16 protein-coding genes are annotated in these 18,966 nt (G+C 63.0%); 2 read left to right on the plus strand and 14 right to left on the minus strand.

From position 1 onward, the window contains the following. Positions 1-9: 9 nt before the first annotated feature. Complete coding sequence (locus K426_RS20920) at positions 10-2,769, plus strand: [protein-PII] uridylyltransferase (protein ID WP_066561147.1); 2,760 nt, start codon at positions 10-12, stop codon at positions 2,767-2,769. A gap of 42 nt (positions 2,770-2,811) precedes the next feature. Here the strand turns inward: K426_RS20920 and K426_RS20925 are convergent, their stop codons facing one another. The 12 genes from K426_RS20925 to K426_RS20980 all read right to left on the minus strand — a co-directional run bounded on the left by K426_RS20925 (position 2,812) and on the right by K426_RS20980 (position 16,268). Beyond that, a complete protein-coding gene (locus K426_RS20925; RefSeq protein ID WP_066561149.1) occupies positions 2,812-3,312 on the minus strand; it encodes a L,D-transpeptidase family protein in 501 nt (166 codons plus the stop codon). After that, positions 3,309-4,367, minus strand: a complete 1,059-nt coding sequence (gene ribA, locus K426_RS20930) for a GTP cyclohydrolase II (protein WP_066561151.1) — start codon at positions 4,365-4,367, stop codon at positions 3,309-3,311. The genes K426_RS20925 and ribA overlap by 4 nt, the downstream gene beginning before the upstream one ends. After that, positions 4,367-5,164: an exodeoxyribonuclease III gene (gene xth / locus K426_RS20935; RefSeq protein WP_066561153.1), complete on the minus strand. Its 798-nt coding sequence runs from the start codon at positions 5,162-5,164 to the stop codon at positions 4,367-4,369. The genes ribA and xth overlap by 1 nt, the downstream gene beginning before the upstream one ends. A gap of 396 nt (positions 5,165-5,560) precedes the next feature. Continuing rightward, positions 5,561-6,214 (minus strand): LolA family protein, encoded by a 654-nt coding sequence (locus tag K426_RS20940; RefSeq protein WP_066561156.1) that lies wholly within the window; start codon positions 6,212-6,214, stop codon positions 5,561-5,563. A gap of 522 nt (positions 6,215-6,736) precedes the next feature. After that, positions 6,737-9,061 carry an FtsK/SpoIIIE family DNA translocase gene (locus K426_RS20945; protein WP_066561159.1) on the minus strand — a complete coding sequence of 775 codons (2,325 nt, stop codon included), beginning with the start codon at positions 9,059-9,061 and terminating at the stop codon, positions 6,737-6,739. Between the two features lie 232 nt (positions 9,062-9,293). Next, positions 9,294-9,785, minus strand: coding sequence for a GNAT family N-acetyltransferase (locus tag K426_RS20950; RefSeq protein ID WP_066561162.1), 492 nt, complete (start codon positions 9,783-9,785; stop codon positions 9,294-9,296). A gap of 10 nt (positions 9,786-9,795) precedes the next feature. Beyond that, positions 9,796-10,704, minus strand: coding sequence for a DMT family transporter (locus K426_RS20955; RefSeq protein WP_066561163.1), 909 nt, complete (start codon positions 10,702-10,704; stop codon positions 9,796-9,798). Positions 10,705-10,718: 14 nt separating this feature from the next. Continuing rightward, positions 10,719-11,864: a flavodoxin-dependent (E)-4-hydroxy-3-methylbut-2-enyl-diphosphate synthase gene (gene ispG / locus K426_RS20960; RefSeq protein WP_066561168.1), complete on the minus strand. Its 1,146-nt coding sequence runs from the start codon at positions 11,862-11,864 to the stop codon at positions 10,719-10,721. Positions 11,865-11,915: 51 nt separating this feature from the next. Beyond that, positions 11,916-13,220, minus strand: coding sequence for an OmpP1/FadL family transporter (locus K426_RS20965; RefSeq protein ID WP_066561172.1), 1,305 nt, complete (start codon positions 13,218-13,220; stop codon positions 11,916-11,918). Positions 13,221-13,634: 414 nt separating this feature from the next. Next, positions 13,635-15,014, minus strand: coding sequence for a phosphoglucomutase/phosphomannomutase PgmG (pgmG, locus tag K426_RS20970; RefSeq protein WP_066561177.1), 1,380 nt, complete (start codon positions 15,012-15,014; stop codon positions 13,635-13,637). Positions 15,015-15,033: 19 nt separating this feature from the next. Continuing rightward, positions 15,034-15,462, minus strand: coding sequence for a J domain-containing protein (locus K426_RS20975; RefSeq protein WP_066561179.1), 429 nt, complete (start codon positions 15,460-15,462; stop codon positions 15,034-15,036). Next, positions 15,462-16,268, minus strand: coding sequence for a division plane positioning ATPase MipZ (locus tag K426_RS20980; protein ID WP_066561181.1), 807 nt, complete (start codon positions 16,266-16,268; stop codon positions 15,462-15,464). The genes K426_RS20975 and K426_RS20980 overlap by 1 nt, the downstream gene beginning before the upstream one ends. 109 nt (positions 16,269-16,377) lie before the next feature. Between K426_RS20980 and panC the strand changes: the two genes are divergently transcribed. Further along, entirely contained in the window at positions 16,378-17,223 is an 846-nt protein-coding gene (gene panC, locus K426_RS20985; RefSeq protein WP_066561184.1) for a pantoate--beta-alanine ligase, read from the plus strand. Between the two features lie 91 nt (positions 17,224-17,314). Here the strand turns inward: panC and K426_RS20990 are convergent, their stop codons facing one another. Then, positions 17,315-17,755, minus strand: a complete 441-nt coding sequence (locus K426_RS20990) for a CopD family protein (protein ID WP_066562102.1) — start codon at positions 17,753-17,755, stop codon at positions 17,315-17,317. Continuing rightward, positions 17,755-18,831: a uroporphyrinogen decarboxylase gene (hemE, locus tag K426_RS20995; RefSeq protein WP_066561187.1), complete on the minus strand. Its 1,077-nt coding sequence runs from the start codon at positions 18,829-18,831 to the stop codon at positions 17,755-17,757. Before hemE ends, K426_RS20990 begins: the two co-directional genes overlap by 1 nt. Positions 18,832-18,966: the final 135 nt, after the last annotated feature.

An 18,966-nucleotide genomic window follows, 5' to 3' on the forward strand; every position in this document is an offset into this window, starting at 1 on the left:
GTTAGCTTTATGGTCATGCAATTTCCAAAATTGGGGTCCAGGCGGGCGATCATCGACCGGCGCGCCATTTCCGACCGCATCAATACGCTGGCGCAGGAGCATCGGGGCGATCAGATCAAACTGCGCGGCCTGATCGTGAAGCTATTGAAGGACGCTCTGGATGCGGGGCGCGAGGATGTCGCCCACCGCCTCAACCAGAAACCGACGCGCGGGCGGGAAGCGGTGACCGCCTTCGCCTTCCTGGTCGATCAGATATTGCGGCTGCTCTACGACGCCACCACGCACCATCTCTATCCGGCAGGCAATCGCAGCACCGGCGAGCGGATCGTGCTGATCGCGGTGGGCGGCTATGGCCGGGGCGAGATGGCGCCGCACAGCGATGTCGACATCGGCTTCATCACCCCCTGGAAACCCACCGGCTGGACCGAGCAGGTCATCGAATCCATGCTCTATTCGCTGTGGGACTTGGGGCTGAAAGTTGGCCATAGCAGCCGGTCGATCGATGAAACCGTGCGCATGGCGAAGGCGGACCTCACCGTCCGCACGGCTTTGCTGGAGGCGCGTTACATCTGGGGCGACCGCGCCCTTTATGAGGAAGTCAGCACCCGTTTCGACGCCGATGTGATGCAGGGCACCGCCCGCGCCTTTGTGACCGAAAAGCTGGTGGAGCGCGACGAACGGCACAAACGCATGGGCGACAGCCGCTATGTCGTCGAACCTAATGTGAAGGAAGGCAAGGGCGGGCTGCGCGACCTGCATACGCTGTTCTGGATCGGCAAATATGTGAACCGGGTGAAGTCAGTCGCGGAACTGGTCGATGTCGGCCTGCTGACCGAAAGCGAGCTGCGGCAGTTCCAGAAAGCGGAGGATTTCCTCTGGGCGGTGCGCTGCCACCTGCACATGATCACGGGCCGCGCCGAGGATCGGCTGACCTTCGACCTCCAGCTCGAAACCGCCACCCGCATGCACTTTATCGGGCGCGCCGGGCGGTCGGGTGTCGAGCGGTTCATGCGCTATTATTTCCTGAACGCGAAGACCGTGGGCGACCTGACCGCCGTGTTCCTCGCCCATCTGGACGACCAGATGGCCGAGCGTGGACGGCGCTATATCCCCAGCTTCTTCCGGCGCCCGAAGAAACTGGACGGCTTCGTGCTGGATCGCGGGCGGCTGGCCTTGCCCAATGACCAGTTTTTCCAGGATGATCCGGTCCGGCTGCTGGAGATCTTCGCGCTGGCCGACAAGCATGGCCTGGCCATCCATCCCAGCGCCATGCGCGCCGCCAGCCGCGACGCGAGCCTGATCACCGCCAAGGTGCGCCGCGATCCGCGCGCCAACGCCGCCTTCATGGAGGTGCTGACCTCTCCGCGCGATCCCGAAACGGTGCTGCGCTGGATGAACGAGTCGACCGTCTTCGGCCGCTTCATCCCCGATTTCCGCCGCGTCGTGGCGCAGATGCAGTTCGACATGTATCACCACTATACGGTGGACGAACATACGATCCGCGCCGTCGGTCTGCTGGCGCGGATCGAAAAGGGCGAGCTGAATCAGGATCATCCGCTGGCGGCGGACCTGATGGGCAAGCTGCTGTCGCGCCGCGTCCTCTATGTCGCGGTGCTGCTGCACGACATCGCCAAGGGACGCGGCGGCGACCACAGCATATTGGGCGCGGAAGTGGCGGAGCATCTCTGCCCGCGCCTGGGCCTGACCCCGGCGGAGACGGAAACCGTGTCCTGGCTGGTGCTGCATCACCTGCTGATGTCGGCCACCGCCTTCAAGCGCGATCTGGCCGATTACAAGACCATCCTCGATTTCGTCGAGGTGGTGCAGAGTCCGGAGCGGTTGAGGCTGCTGCTATGCCTGACCGTGGTCGACATCCGCGCCGTGGGCCCCGGCGTCTGGAATAGCTGGAAACGCCAGTTGCTGGGCGATCTTTATGAGTCCGCCGAAGAGCTGCTGCGCCTTGGCCACAAGCAGAAGGGCCGAAGCGAGCGGGTTACGGTCAAGCAGCAGGCGCTGCGCCAGGCACTCGGCCTCTCCGAAGCGGATTTCGAGAAACTGCGCAAGCGTCTGCCCGAAAGCTACTGGATCGCGGAACCCGACGATATCCTGTTCCACAATGCCCAGCATATATTGGAGGCGGGCGACTCCCCCCTCTCCATCGCCGCGCAATATTATCCGCAGCGCGGCGCGACGCTGGTGACGGTCTATGCCGCCGACCATCCGGGACTGTTCTACCGGATCGCGGGCGCCATTCATCTGGCGGGCGGCAACATCATCGACGCGCGCATCCACACCACGCGCGACGGCGTCGCGATCGACAATTTCCTGGTGCAGGATCCGCTGGGCGGCGCGTTCCACAGCCCCGAGCAACTTGTGCGCATCCGCAAGGCGATCGAGGATTCGCTCGCCAACCGGCACCGCATGATCACCAAGCTGGAAGCGCGCCCCCTGCCCCGCACCCGCGCCGAGGCCTTTCGCATCGAGCCCAATGTGCTGATCGACAACAAGGCGTCGAACCGCTTCACTGTGATCGAAGTGAATGCGCGGGACCGCCCGGCGCTGCTGTTCAGCCTGGCCAATGCGCTGTTCCAGTCGAAGGTGACGGTACACAGCGCCCATGTCGCCACCTATGGCGAGCGCGCCGTCGACACCTTCTACGTCACCGACCTCCTGGCCGGGAAGATCGAGAGCAAGGCGCGGCTGCAAACGCTGGAGCGGCGGCTGCTGGAAGCGGCAGGTGGCGAAGTGACGGAGCTGGAGAAAGCATAAAATCGTCATTCCCGCGAAGGGGGGAATGACGAAAATTCAACTTCAAACGATTTCCATCAAATCGCCCGGCACCAACAACGGCAGCAAACGCAGCATATCCGCCCGCTCCACCGCCACGCACCCGGCGGTGGGACGGCCTTCGGACAGGTGGAAGAAGATCGCGCTCCCCTGCCCCGGCACCGGCGGCGCATCATTGTGCCCCAGCACCACGATCACATCATAGGCATCGTCGTCGCGCAGCAGATTTTCAGCCGAAAAGGGACGCGGCAGGTGCACGGGCCGATTATAGGCCGGATCGGCCACATCATCGGACCAGCCATCCCCTTCCCGTACCCAGCGCCAAGGCAGGCGGATGCCCGTCGCATCCCCCTTGCCCGGCCGCAGCAACACGCCCCGGATTGGCCAGACTCCCAGCGGCGTGCAGCCATCCCCTTCCCGCTTGTCCGCCGCCGCGCAAGCGCCGCCGCGCCCGATGGTGCAGGGAATGTCGATCGCGCCGAAGGACAGGCGACCCGCGCCCGTATCGACGCGGGCGACGCTCATAGCTGGTGCCCGGTCCGGTCGCGCTTGGTGGCAAGATAGCGCTCATTATGCGGATTGGTGGGCAGGATGATCGGCAACCGTTCCGCCACCTTGATTCCCGCCTTTTCCAGCCCCGTCACCTTGTTCGGATTGTTGGTGAGCAACCTGACTTCACCCACGCCCAGCAAGTCCAGCATCCGCGCCGCGACCGAAAAATCGCGCGCGTCTATGGCGAAACCCAGCCGCACATTGGCGTCGACCGTGTCGAAACCCTGATCCTGCAAGGCATAGGCGCGCAGCTTGTTGACCAGACCGATGCCCCGCCCTTCCTGCCGCAGATAAAGCAGGATGCCCCAGTTCGAATCCGCGATCCGGTGCAGCGCCTCATGCAATTGCGGGCCACAGTCGCATTTCAGCGACCCCAGCACGTCGCCGGTCAGGCATTCGCTGTGCAGCCGGATCACCGGCGGCGAGGCATCCCGCTGGCCGACGATCAGCGCCACATGCTCGCGTGGTTCGTCGGGGCTGCGGAAAGCGACGATCTCGGCGGTTTCGCTGGCCGATACCGGCAGTCTTGCCCGGGTCGCGATATCCAGATGCACCGCATCGTCATAGGCGTCCACATCGGCGGCGCTGACCTCCGCCTCCGCTTCGCCTTCCACCGTGGCGAAATAGGCCGGCAATATCCCTGCAAGCCGCGCCAGCCGCAGCGCTGCCTTGGCCGCCACCGGCGCCGCCAGCGGCTTCGCCATGAACGGACCCTTGAGCGGCGAGGCGAGATCGAGAACCGGATCGGAAATCGCCGTCGCCACGTCGACATCGATCCACGGCGCCCGCGCCACCAGCACCGGCATGTCGGGATCAGCCGCCGCCAACTGGTTGGCGAGCTTCAGCGTCTGCGCCCGTGCGGCAGAAATCAGGATGTCGGCTTCAGCGCCCGGATCGAATCCGGCGAGCGTCACCGCGTCGGCGCCCTCAATGGCCATCAGCCGCAATGCGCCATCGGCGGCCTGCACCCGCACCGGCCAGCCCCGGCGTAGCGCGTCGATGGCGCGGGCGGCGGCGCGCGCGCCCATCAGAACGCGAATTCCGTGATGATCGGGATATGGTCGGACGGCTTGCCCCAGTTGCGCGCCGGTTCGACCACGCGATGGCTGAGCGCCTTGCCCGCCACGTCTCTGGTCATCCACATATGGTCGAGCCGCCGCCCGCGATCCGATTCCGCCCAGTCCTTCGCGCGATAGCTCCACCAGGTGTAGAGCCGCTGCGGCGCGGGATGGAAATGGCGGCCGATATCGACCCAGTCGTTCGACGCCTGCAACCGCGCCAATATCTCGCACTCGACTGGCGTATGGCTGACCACATTCAGCAATTGCTTGTGGCTCCAAACATCGCATTCCATCGGCGCGATGTTGAAATCACCGGTCAATATGGTCGGCTTGTCCTCCAACCCAGAGGACCATTCGATCATCCGCTCCAGAAAATCGAGCTTCTGCCCGAATTTCGGATTCACCTCCCGATCTGCCACATCGCCACCGGCAGGCACATAGACATTCTCGATCCTGACGCCATTGTCGAGCCGCACGCCGACATGGCGCGCTTCGCCGTTGGCCTGCCAGTCGAACCGGTCGTCCTCATGGATCGGCACCTTGGACATGATCGCCACGCCATGGTGCATCCGCTGGCCGTTCAGCACCTGATAGACATAGCCCAGTTGCCGGAACATCGCGGTGGGGAAAATCTCGTTCACCACCTTGGTTTCCTGAAGACACAGAATGTCGGGCGCTTCCTCTGTCAGAAAGCGCTCCACGATATCGAGCCGGGCACGAACGCTGTTGATGTTCCAGGAAGCGATACTGAGTGTCTGAGGCATGGTGATCCACTAAGACCCTCCGCCGTCCTGCGCAAGGGCGACAAGGACGGCACCGTTTGGGCCGGGATTTGGCTCGGGGTGGAGCGAAAATAGTGGATTTCGAGAACCGGCGCGCAGCGACCTTAAAGGTCGTGAGCACCGGAAGCGCAGAAAGCCGCTATTTGCAGCCCTCCCTGGGCCAAATCCCGGCCCAAACAAAAAGACCCCCGCTCCGGGGGCATGGAACGGGGGTCTCGATCGCGCCCTTGAAGCGCTTTGCGACGGGAGCGGAGTGCCGGGTAACAGGGGGGAAATCCCGGTTTCGTCTCTCGCCGTGGAGTTCTTTTTAGGAGGCGGGATATGAGCGTCAGATGAACGATTCTGAAAAGTTTTCGGCCCGTCGCGCCTGTGGCCCGCTTAACCGCCCGCTGCGCGTCCCTTGGGCCGCGGATCGGTCCAGCGGAAGGCGGAATCGGCCACCGGCACGCCATAACGCTGGTTGCTGAGCTTCACCGCCGTCCGGTTATTCTGCGAATCCAGCGCCACCCAGCCGTAAAGCTGCAAGCCCGCGGGGCTCACCGCGTCCCGTTTGAAGATCATGGTGATGGTGCCATATTCCGGCCGCTTGGGATCGCGTGCCTGGACGGACAATATGGTCGGATCGCCAGTCTGGATCACCTTGCCGAATTTCGACAGATCCTTGTTGGGGTCGATGAGCGCGCCCAGCGGCGAATTGCCGATCGGCCAGCGCTGCACCTGCCGCACTTCATAGTCGATCATCGTCAGCGCCCTGCCGTCGCCCACGATCAGCAGCGGTACGCCCTTTTGATATTGGAAACGGATCTTGCCCGGCTGCTTGATGATGAGCTGGCCGGTCAGCGTCTGCCCATTGCGGTCGGTCTGGGAGAAATTGGCGGTCATGGTGGTGACGGCGCGAATATAGGCGTTGACCTTCGACAGGTCCGATTGGTCCTCCTGCGCCGCCGCCGGCATCATCGGCACCGCGAAAGGCGCAATAGCCAGCGTCAGGGCAGCCAGCGTCAGGGTGGGGGACGCAAGGATGCGCTTCATGCAATCATCTCCGGTTGTTCAGGGTGAGGAGTGTAGGGGGCAGGGCTTGAACCCGTTGTGAACCCATTCGTTCCATGAGCGCAATGGATCGGATCGCTGGAACGGGAAGGGGGAGAGCGGCATGGCCACTCAATCCCCCTCTGCTCCCGCTTCGCCAGTGCCGGTTTTTCCGGCGGCCCCTCTCCCAATTATTTTTTAGGCGCTGCGGTGAGCGGCCTCTGCTTAGACCGGCGCGATGACAAAAAAAAGGCTGATCCGAAGACCAGCCTGAAAGTTTTTAGGAGAGGATGCCTGAAAGGCAGGCTCCTCTTCGGCCAAATCGCGTTTCGCTGCAAATGCGAAGAACCAAAGGACGATTGCACAAAACGCAATCATGCCCGGAAATCAGGGATTTCTGCGGATCGGATCATGCTTTACAAGCCCGCAACAGCCGAAACAGCCACGCAAAATCCCGTTTCAGAGCGAAATGGGCAGTGACTTTTTCGCATCAGGCCAAATGAAAATTTTTCACGGCCGACAGGATCAGAGCGGATTGCCGCCCTCGTCGCGCAGCACTTCGCGGCGGCCGACATGGTTGGGCGGACCCACCAATCCCTGTTCCTCCATCTGCTCGATCAGGCGGGCCGCGCTGTTGTAGCCGATGCGCAATTGCCGCTGGAGCCAACTGGTCGAGGCCTTCTGATTTTCGAAGACAAGCTGGCAAGCCTTGCGGAAGAGCTGCGCGTCGGGGCTGTCGTCGCCCAGGTCGACGCCGTCGAGCGCGAAGCTGCCTTCCTCCGGCTCCTCGGTAACGGCGGCGATATAGTCGGGCTGGCCCTGGGCGCGCCAGTGATCCGCCACCACGCGCACTTCGTCGTCCGACACGAAGGGACCATGGACACGCATCAGCCCCTTGCCGCCATGCATGTAGAGCATGTCGCCCTTGCCCAATAGCTGCTCGGCGCCCTGTTCGCCCAGGATCGTGCGGCTGTCGATCTTCGAGGTCACGAAGAAGCTGATGCGGGTCGGCAGGTTCGCCTTGATGACGCCGGTAATGACGTCGACCGACGGACGCTGCGTGGCGAGGATCAAGTGGATGCCCGCCGCACGGGCTTTCTGGGCAAGGCGCTGGATCAGGAATTCGACTTCCTTGCCCGCCGTCATCATCAGGTCGGCCAGCTCGTCGACCACTACCACGATCTGCGGCAGCGGCTGGAAATCGAGCTGCTCCTCCTCATAGATCGGCTTGCCATTTTCGGGGTCGTAGCCGGTCTGGACGCGGCGGCCCAAGGGCTTGCCCTTGGCCTTCGCGGCGCGGACCTTCTCGTTGTAATTGGCGAGGTTGCGAACGGAGATCGACGCCATCATGCGATAGCGGTCCTCCATCTGCTCCACCGCCCATTTGAGCGCGCGGATCGCCTTGCTCGGCTCGGTGACAACCGGGGAAAGGAGATGCGGGATGTCGTCATAGGTCGACAGTTCCAGCATCTTGGGATCGATCATGATCAGGCGCAACTGATCCGGCGTCATGCGGTAGAGCAGCGACAGGATCATGGCGTTGAGGCCCACCGACTTACCCGAACCCGTCGTACCCGCGATCAGCAGATGCGGCATGGGCGCCAGGTCAGCGATGATCGGCTCGCCCGAGATATTCTTGCCCAGGATGATCGGCAGCGTCGCTTCCTGCATGAACTGCTCGGAGGTGATGAGTTCGCGGAAGGACACGCCCTCGCGATTGGCGTTGGGCAGTTCGATGCCGATCACCGTGCGCCCCGGTATCGTCGCCACGCGGGCGGAGAGCGCCGACATGTTGCGCGCAATATCGTCGGCCAGTGCGATCACGCGGCTCGCCTTGATGCCCGGCGCGGGTTCCAGCTCATACATGGTGACGACCGGACCGGGTCGAACCTCAACGATATTGCCCTTCACATGGAAGTCGTCGAGCACCGATTCCAGCAGCCGCGCATTGCGTTCCAGCGCGGCCTTGTCGATCTTCGCGCCCTGACTGGCGGGAATCGGATTCAGCAGGTCGGGCGAGGGCAGGGAACTATTGCCGAACAGGTCGTCTTGGCTGACCGGCGCCATGGGGCGCTGCACCGGGGCGGGCTTGGGCGTCTGGATGTTGATCGGCGGCTTGGGTTCGTTGGTGACGGTCTTGCGCGGCGCGGCGATGCGCTCGACGACCTCATCCTCATCATCGAAGGGATCGGCCACGGCTCCCCCGCCGGGCAGCGCGAAAGCGGGCTTGGGCAGGCTGAGCCGCGGCAGCGATGGCCGACGCAGCGCGATGATCGGCTTTTCCAGCGCCAGACTGCGATACCAGAGGATAGCGCCCGCGATCAGCGTCAGCACGATCAGGATTCCAGTGATCCAGCCCTGCGCAACGGGAGCCTGCGCGGTCAGGCTCAGGACGCCTCGCGCCGTCACCAGCGCGATGATGCCGCCCCATCCGGCGGGCAGGCCGACCAGCGGATTGGTCTGGAACAGCGCCAGCGCTATGCCGAGCAACACGATCCCGGCGAAGCATTTGCCGAACTGCGCCTTCCACCCGCTCATGTCCTGATCGCCCCACAGGCGCCGGGCGGTGATTGCCATCAGCGGCAGCACCAGCGCCACCGGCACGCCGAACAACCAGAGCAGGAAATCGGCAATCCAGGCGCCGGGCGCCTGCATGATATTCTGCACATGATCGCCCGCCACCGTATTCATCGACGGGTCGCTCGGTTGATAGCTGAGCAGCGCCAGAGCGAGGAACAGGGTCGCCAGGATCAACGCGATCGATCCGATCAGCGCGCCGCTGCGGATCAGGCTGCGTTTCAGCATTTCGCGCCACTCTGGCGTGCGCTTGGCTCCGCGGCTAACAGCCATGGTAAGTCCTTGTCCCCTAAATGTTCCGTCCGGCACAATGCGCCGGGCGGGGAGTCCCCGTCAAGAGTCCGGCCCCTCGGCTCGTCTCGTGGACTCCGTAACAATCCTTATGTCGGCGGCGAGCGGGGCAGCGCAAAAAGCCTCCCGAAAGGAGACTTTGCCATGATCGCCACCTTCTATCCCGTCCTTGTCGTCGTCGCCTTGGGCGCCTTCACCGCCGTCCTGCTGGGCGTCAGCGTGCAGGATGCGCTGACGCGAGGGCGCTGAGCGCTTCGCCGTCGACGCGCTGCACCGTCCATTCGTCCATCGCCCGCGCACCGAGCGAGCGGTAGAAGGCGATGGACGGTTCGTTCCAGTCCAGCACCCACCATTCCAGCCGCGCGCAATCCCGCTCCAGCGCCAGTTGCGCGAGGCGGGAGAGCAGCGCTTTGCCCGCGCCCAGACCCCGCGCTTCGGGGATGACGAACAGATCCTCCAGATAGAGGCCCGGTCGCCCCTCGAAGGTCGAGAAATTGTGGAAGAAGAGCGCGAAGCCGATGGCCCGCCCCTCATTTTCCGCGATCAGCACTTCGGCCATGGGGCGCTGACCGAAGAGATATTTCTCCAGGCTGGCGCGGTCGGCCCTCACCTCATGCGACAGTTTTTCATAGTCGGCCAGAGCTAGGATGAAGTCGTGAATCGCCCCGATGTCGGAAGGAACGGCCTCGCGGACGGTGACGGACATGCTTTTCCTTTCAGGCGATGGACGATTCGACATGCGGCGGCTCGGCCGATCCCGTGCGAGACGCGATCAGGCAGCCGACCACGATCAGCAGCGCGCCGACCACCGTCGTCAGGGTCAGCCGATCGCCAAAGGCCAGCCATCCAATGATCGCCGCCCAGACGAAGGCGGTATATTCCACCGGAATCAGAACCTGCGCCTCCGCCCGCGCATAGGCCCAGGCGAGCGCGGCCAGCGACGTGAAGGCAAGGGTCGCGGCAAGGACGACCAGCGCCCAGGACGGCGCCGTTGGCAGGACCGGCATCCATCGGGCAGCCAAGGCAAAGAGAGCGAATAGGCCGAACATCACGATATGTTGGAAGAAGGCGACTTCGATGGGCGAAGCCAACTGCGCCTGTTGCCGCTGGAGGATGAGATTCCAGGCGAACAGCACCGCCGAAATCAGGACCGCGCCCGCGCCCAGCAGCGCATTCGCGTCATAATCGCCCCGCAACCGCCCGGACAGGATGACCGCAACCCCGACCAGCCCCAGCAGCGACGCGCCGATGGCCTGCCGCCCGATCTTTTCCTTCAGCAGCAACGCGGCGAGATAAAGCGCGACCAGCGGCGCGATGAAGGACAGGGCGATGGCTTCAGCCAGCGGCAACCGCATGATCGCCCAGAAGAACAGGCTGGCCATCACCGCCACGACCGCGCCACGCAGCAGGTGCAGCCGCAGCACGGCCCGGTTCGGCCAGCGCTGCCGCGTCAGCAGCATCAGCGCCAGCCCCAGCAGGCTGCCCGTCAGCGCGCGCCAAAACAGCGCGTTGAACAGGCCGATGGAGAGGCTGAGCCCCTTCATCGCCGCATCCATCACGGAAAACAGCGCAACCCCCACGCAGCAGACCGCAAAGGGGAGGGCAAGGGAATGGCGCGCATTCATGGACGGAAGTCGGCTTATTCCGCCGCTTCCGCCTTGCCGGCGTCGGTGGTGGCCGCCTCGATCTCCGCCGCCTTGGCTTCGACAAGGTTCACGATATGGTCGATCATGCCTTCATCCTGAATCGTGTGATCGGTGAGGCCGGAGAGATAGACCATATGCTTGCCCGCGCCGCCGCCGGTCAGGCCGATGTCGGTTTCCCGCGCTTCGCCGGGGCCGTTCACCACGCAGCCGAGTACAGAGAGCGAGAGCGGCGTGTGGATATGCTGGAGCCGTTCCTCCAGCGCCTGCACCGTGCGGATCACGTCAAAGCCCTGACGGGCGCAACTCGGGCAGGAAATAACCTTCACGCCGCGGGTGCGGATGCCGAGCGACTTCAATATCTCATAGCCGACGCGCACTTCCTCTTCCGGTTCGGCGGAGAGCGAGACGCGGATCGTGTCGCCAATCCCGGCCCAGAGCAGGTTGCCGATGCCGATGGCGCTCTTCACCGTGCCGCCGATCAGGCCGCCCGCCTCGGTAATGCCCAGGTGCAGCGGGCAATCCACCGCTTCGGCCAGTTGCATATAGGCGGCGACCGCCAGGAAGACGTCGCTGGCCTTCACCGCCACCTTATAGTCGTGGAAATCCTGGTCCTGGAGCAGCTTGATATGATCGAGCGCGCTTTCGACCAGCGCTTCGGGACAAGGCTCGCCATATTTTTCGAGCAAGTCCTTTTCGAGCGACCCGGCATTGACGCCGATGCGGATCGAGCAGCCATTGGCCTTGGCCGCGTCGACCACTTCCTTCACCCGCGCCTCGCTGCCGATATTGCCCGGATTGATGCGCAGACAGGCCGCACCCGCATCGGCGGCTTCCAGCGCCCGCTTATAGTGGAAATGAATGTCCGCTACGATCGGCACGCGGGCGGCGCGGACGATCTGCTTGAGCGCGGCGGTCGATGCCTCGTCGGGGCAGGAGACGCGGATAATGTCCACGCCCACTTCCTCGCAGCGGCGGATCTGGTCGACGGTCGCCTTGACGTCATGGGTCGGCGTGTTGGTCATGGTCTGCACCGTGACCGGGGCGCCGCCGCCGACGGGAACATTGCCGACCATGATCTGGCGACACTCTCGACGAGCGATGTCGCGCCAGGGGCGCAGGCCGGGATTATGGTCGGACATGAAAAAGGGGCTCCGTGGTGATGGAGCCCCTATAGGGATTTATTGCGTCGGTTAGAAGCGCGCCGTCAGCGAAGCGCCGATCTGGTCCGCATTGCCGCTGGTTTGCGACAGGGTGGTCGCCGTCACCGTCGCGGGCGCGGGATAATAGCTGTCCGGGCGGATGATATTCGCCTTTTCCACGAAATTATGGGCGTAGCTGAGGTTCAGCGCGAAGGCGGGCGAGAAATTGTAGGTCGCGCCGGCCGACAACCAGGTGCGGTCGCCATCGGGCACGCGGGTCGTCAGATGCTGCGGATTGGTGGGCGAGCGGTCGAACATCGTGCCAGCGCGCAGGGTCAGAGCCGGGCTGACGTCAACTTCGCCGCCCAGGCTGACGCTGTAGCTGTCCTTGTAATCCAGTTCCTTGTTGCTGGTGCCGGCAGCGGAGGTGATGGCGATGCCCCTGAACTTCGACCAATTGTACCAGCGGGCGCTGATCATGGCGCGCAGCTTCGGCGTCAGGCGATGCATGAAGCCGACCGTCACGATGTCGGGCAGGTTGAGCGGCGCGGACGCGTCCAGCTCGCCATTGGCGGCGGCGATCGGACCCAGAAGGCCGGAAATGGTCTGCGTGCCGGTCAGCTTGTGCTTGATGCCCGAACGGTAGGAAACGCCGACATTGGTGGCGCCATTGGTATAGAACAGGCCCGCATTCCAGCCGACGGTCCAATCGTCGCCCTTCAGTCCCGCAAAACCATCGGTCGGGATCAAGGGCGAAAGCTGCGGCAGCGCGTTGGTCAGCGTCGCCTTCACATATTGCACGTCGACACCGCCGCCGATCGAGAAATTGTCGTTCAGCTTATAGGCGGCGCTTGGCTGGATATTATAGGTTTTGAGATTGGTGTAGAGCGAGTCATAGCGGCCGAAAAAGCCGTCATCATAATCCAGCTTCAACCCGAACGGCGCGTTGACGCCCAGACCCAGCCACAGCCGGTCCGTAGCCTGCGCCGTCACATAGAAGCTGGGGATGGGAATGACCTTTTCGAACGGCTGGCCGCCATCATTGCCCGTCACCGGCACCCGAGCGCCGGGCAGGGTGGGAACGGTGCGATAGGTGCCGCGATTGGCCTGATGCGCCGACGCCATCAGCGCGATGCCGCCGATCGAGGTTTGAACGCCCGACAATTCCGTCATGGCGGCAGGATTGAAATAGATGGTGGACGGATCGTCCGCCGCCGCACCCGCCCCGGCGAGCGCGCGGCCGGTTTCCTTGGGCGACTGTTCCTGCAGGTAAAATCCACCCGCAAAAGCCGGAACTGGCATTGCCAATACGCCTGACAGCAAGAGACTGGCGATAATGGGGCGGCGCAAAGACATATGATTCCTCTCCTGAAACTCGACCAAGGCAAAATGGCTTTCGCCAGAGAATGATCCCCTGTGAGCCATGCTGTTATAAGCATTATGGTTAAATAATCGTTCGAAAAGCCCTAATTTGCACGGATTTCCGCCGCTATCTCCTCGGATTGCGCAACGACGCTACGGCAAGAGGCGAAAATCGCGCTCCGCGACAGGGCAAAAAAAAAGCCGCCCCGAAGGACGGCTTGAAAGTTTTAGGAGAGGATGCCTGAAAGGCCCGTTCCTTTTGCGGTGCAGCGACATTTTCCGCAAATGCGAAAAGCTGATGCTCGATTGCGTTTCATGCAATCGTCATGTTTTTTCCTGATTTCCGTAAAGGAAATCTGCACAAGACCATGTCAATTTTTCCCTGTTAGGCCGGTCATAATCGGCTGTTCAAGGCCGAATCACATCCGAATCGGCCAATTGCGCGTCGATATCCGCGATCAGACGCGCCAGTCCCTCCGCATCCTTCGCTTCGGCCCGCGTAACCAGCGAATCCTGTGTGTTGGAGGCCCGCAACAACCACCAGCCATCGGCCGTATTGACCCTAAGACCATCGGTTTCATCGACGCTCGCACCTGCGGCCAGCAGCCGGGCGCGCACCTCCTCCACCACGGCGAATTTGCGGCTCTCCTCAACCGGAAAGCGGATTTCCGGCGTGTTGGCCATGTCGGGCATCTCGTCGCGCAGGGCCGTGACGCTGCGGCGGAGCCGAGTCAGGCTCCGGATAAGCCGCACCGCGGCATAAAGCCCGTCATCGAAACCATAATAATCGTCCGCAAAGAAGATGTGGCCGGTCATCTCCCCGCCCAGCGGAGCAGCAATCTCCTTCATTTTGGACTTGATGAGGCTGTGGCCGGTCTTCCACATCAGCGGCTGGCCGCCCAAGGCCGAGATGCGGTCGAACAGGGTCTGGCTGGCTTTCACATCCGCGACGATCGTGGCGTTCGGGCGGTCTTTCAACACCAGTTCGGCAAAGATGCCGAGCAACTGATCGCCCCAGATCACCCGGCCCTTGCCGTCGATCACGCCGATCCGGTCGCCATCCCCGTCGAAAGCCACTCCGAAATCGAGCTTCTTCGAGCGGACAAGCGCTTTCAGGTCCGCCAGATTCGCCTCGACAGTAGGATCGGGGTGATGATGGGGAAAATGTCCGTCTATCTGGGTGAACAGCACATGATGCTCACCTGGCAGGAGCTTGACGAGCTTGTCCACCACCGGGCCGGCGGCGCCATTGCCCGCATCCCAGCCAATGCGCCAGGCGGCGCCGTCGAACCCCTCCATGAGACGCGCGACATAGCGGTCCATAATGGCGATGGTCTCGACCCCGCCGCCACTTTCGCTCCTGGCCTCGCTCCAGTCGCCCGCCGCGGCCATGGCCCCCAGATTCGCGATGTCCGACCCAAAAAAGGCGTTATGCGCAAGCACCAGCTTGAAGCCATTATGATCGGTGGGATTATGGCTGCCGGTTATCTGAATGCCGCCGTCCACATCGAGAACCGCTTCGGCATAATAGAGCATGGGCGTCGGGCCGAGGCCTATGCGGACGACATCCGTGCCCGAGTCCTGAAGACCGTGGACGACCGCCTGTTCCAGCGCCGGGGAACTCAGCCGCCCGTCATAGCCGACCGCGACTCTTGATCCGCCCGCCCGTTTGATGATCGTGCCGAAGCTGCGACCTACCGCATAGCCATCCGCCTCGCTGAGCGTCTGGCCGACCACCCCACGAATGTCATATTCGCGCAGGAGCGTGGGATGAATGCGATGGGCCATGGCATGCTCTCCCTTGGTTTCAGTCGCGCTGGGCCATGTCCCTGATCAGAAGGTCGCGCGCCGCGTTGATCTGGGCAGCGAGCGCTTCCGTGCCACCCTTGTCCGGATGAACCGAGGCGATGAGGCGGCGATGTGCCGAGCGAATGGCGCGGGCGTCGGCATCCGGCCCGATGCCCAGCAGCTTGCGTGCATCGATCACCGCCTGAGGCGAAGCGGGTTGCGGGGCGGGCGTGCCCTTCGTCTTGCCCGGCCGGCTCCTGGCGAAGAAGAACAGGGTCGCGCCGACCAGCAGCGGCGCGCCGATCAACGGCTTACCCTTCGCCGCCATCACCGCGCCGACCAGAGCGGCACCCAATGCCATGCCATCCTTCGCGCTCATGCTTTGCAGTCGTCCCGTCCAGATCAGCCAGGCCGCAAGCCCGATCAAAAGCAGGGCAAGCAGACCCATCAGGCCGCGCCGAGCAGATCCAGCGGAGCGACCTCATCGCGTGAGGGAAGGGCAAGGCCGGACACCATCTCGCGCAGTTCCTGCCGCGCGGCGATATGGCTGACGCCCAGTTCGCCCAGATGCCCCTTGTCGAGCAAGGTAAGCCCCGAGGGGAAGAGTTCGCGGAAGACCACACGTTCGGAAAGACCCGGAATCACGCGGAATCCGACGCGGCGGGAGAGTTCCATCAGCGCATCGCCCACACGCTTCTTGTTGCGGGCGTCATGATGCTGGACGCGGTTGCGCAGCACCACCCAGTCGATGGTCACGCCATCGGCCTTGGCGCGGGTCTTGCGTGCCTCGAAAATCAGTTCGGAATAGAAGGAGAGCCGCTTCACCTTGAAGGTTTCGGCGTCCACCTGACCAATCAGGTCGAAATCGACGAAGCTGTCGTTCATCGGCGTCACCAGCGTATTGGCGCGAGCGGCCATGTGGCGGGCATAATCATCGTCGCGGCCGGGGGTATCGATGACCAGGAAATCCTTGCCCTCGGCCATGGCGGCGGCTTGTTCCTCCAGCGCCTGGACATTGTCGCCCTTGAACACGGCAAAGTCCGGAGTCGGCAGGTCGATGCCGCGACGGCGCGCGGTATCGGCGCGGTTTTCCATATAGCGGGTGATGGTGCGCTGGCGCGGATCGAGGTCGATCATGCCGACGCGATGACCCAATACCGTCAGCGCGATGGCCGTATGCACGGCTGTCGTGGACTTGCCGGTTCCGCCTTTCTCATTGGCGAAGACGATATGGTGCGTTTGGGCGTTCGCCATCGGACCTTGATAACCCCGTTGATTGTCGCATTGTCGGTTGACCGTTTGAACCGGCCATGCCTTAGCAGGATGTACCCCTGTTGATGCCCTTATCGGAGCCACTCCCGTCGTGCAAATCCTCCGTGATCTCGCTTCGCTCAGAACCGCCATCGAAGCGCTGAAAAGCGACGGAAAACCGTTGGCGCTGGTGCCCACCATGGGCGCGCTGCATGACGGGCATATGGCGCTGGTGGAGGAAGCGCGGCGCCATGCCGGGCATGTAGTCGTGTCGATCTTCGTCAACCCGCGCCAATTCGGCGTGAACGAGGATCTGGACGCCTATCCACGGCGCGAAGCCAAGGACGCGCAGATGTTGCAGGCGGCCGGAGTCGATATGCTCTGGGCGCCGACGGTCGATGTCATGTATCCGGCGGGCTATGCCACCAACATCTCCGTGTCGGGCGTGACCGAAGGGCTGGATGGCGCGGCGCGGCCGGGGCATTTCGACGGCGTGGCGACGGTGGTGACGAAGCTGTTCAATCAAGTCCGGCCGGATGTCGCGCTGTTTGGAGAGAAGGATTATCAGCAGCTCGCCGTGATCCGGCAGATGGTGCGCGATCTGGATGTGCCGATCGAGATTATCGGCGTGCCGACCCAGCGGGCCGAGGATGGATTGGCGCTCTCTTCCCGTAATGCCTATCTGACCGAGGAGGAGCGCAAGGACGCGCTCGCTCTGCCCCGCGCTTTGGGTGAAGCGGCGCGGCAGATGGAAAAGGGCGCGACCGTCGAGGCTGCCATCGCCAAGGCGATCGCGATGCTGGCCACGCACGGCTTTGATCCGATCGACTATGTGACGCTGTGCGATGCGGTGACGCTGGAGCCAATGACCGTGCTGGACCGCCCAGCGCGGCTGCTGGGCGCGGCGAAGCTCGGAAAGACGCGGCTGATCGATAATATCGCGGTCGATCCGATTTAAATTCCGTCATCCCAGCGAAAGCTGGGATCTCGTGAGGCTATTCTGTGCCCCATCGCCTGAGATCCCAGCTTTCGCTGGGATGACGGCTTTATCAAAACGGCTTCACGATCACCGCAATCACGATCACTGCGGCAGCGATTCCCGGAACCTCGTTCAGCAACCGCAATTGCTTCTCCGTCAACGGGCGCAGCCCCCTGGCGAGCTTCTTCGTATAGCCCGCGATCCAGCCATGATAGCCCGACAGGCCCAGCACGAAGAGCAGCTTCAGGTGGAACCAGCCGAAATGCCAGGCGCCGATCTCCACCATCAGCATGAGACCGAAGACCCAGACCAGAACCAGCGACGGGTTGAGGATGATCTTGAGCAGCCGCCGTTCCCGGTCGATCCACTTCCTGTCCTCTTCGGACCCCACCGGGCATTGCTGGTGATAGACGAAGAAACGCGGCATCATGAACAGCCCCGCCATCAGGAAGATGACGAAGATGACATGCGCGGCTTTGACCCACAAATAGGCTGCTCCCAGATAAGGCATCATCGACTCTCCGGCTGCGTCCGATTCTGGCGCACATGGCGGATCAGCGCTTCGACATGATCAATAGGCGTATCGGGGAGAATCCCATGGCCCAGGTTGAAGATATGTGGCCGCCCGGCAAAGGCTGCGCGGATATTGTCGACCGCCTCTTCCACTGCCTTGCCGCCGGCGATCAGCGCCAGCGGATCGAGATTCCCCTGCACCGGCAGTCCCTCCGGCAGTTCACGATCGGCCCAATGCGGATCGACCGTTTCATCGACGCCGATTGCATCGACTCCGGTCCCGACCGCATAATCGACCAGCTTCGCGCCTGCGCCCTTGGGAAAGCCGATGACCGGAATCTCTGGGTGGATCGCCTTCAACTTCTCCATGATCCTCTTATTTGGCTGAATCACCCAGCGCTCGAACTCCAGCGGGGCAAGGCTGCCCGCCCAACTGTCAAAAAGCTGGACCGCCTCCACCCCGGCCTCGATCTGGCCGGAGAGATAGATAACCGTCGCATCGATGAGCGCATCGATGAGCGCACCGAATTTTTCGGGCTGCTGATAGGCAAGACGGCGGGCCGCGCCCTGATCCTTGCTGCCCTGACCCGCGACCATATAGGTGGCGATGGTCCAGGGGCTGCCTGCGAAGCCCAGGAAGGTCACTTCTGGGTCCAGCGCGGCCCTGACCTGCCGGACCGTCTCATAGACCGCCTCATAACGGCTGAAATCGGGTTTGAGGGCCGACAACTCCGTCTCGGCCAGGATGGGCGCCAGACGCGGGCCTTCCCCGGCCTCGAACCAAAGATCCTGCCCCATGGCATAGGGCACGATCAAAATGTCGGAAAACAGGATCGCGCCGTCGAAAGCGAAACGGCGCAAGGGCTGCAGGGTCACTTCCGCCGCCGCCCCGCTATCATAGACCAGTTCGAGGAATCCGCCCTTTTCCGCCCGCAATGCACGATATTCGGGGAGATAACGGCCCGCCTGCCGCATCAGCCACATGGGCGGCACATCAGGGCACGCCCCTTTCAGGACCGAAAGCAATGGCTTGGCGGATGGCCTGTTCGAAAGGCCGGCATCAGATCCCGTCATATACTCTCTTATATTTAGATTCAAAAAGGATGATGGAGATAGTTGGGCGGTTGGCAGCGGGGTTTATGCGCTGTGCCCGGATTTGCCAACAACTTGACTCCTGGGTGCCGCCGATTCCGGTCCGAGTCAGTCCGC

The sequence above is a fragment of the Sphingobium sp. TKS genome (genome assembly GCF_001563265.1).
Lineage (GTDB): Bacteria > Pseudomonadota > Alphaproteobacteria > Sphingomonadales > Sphingomonadaceae > Sphingobium.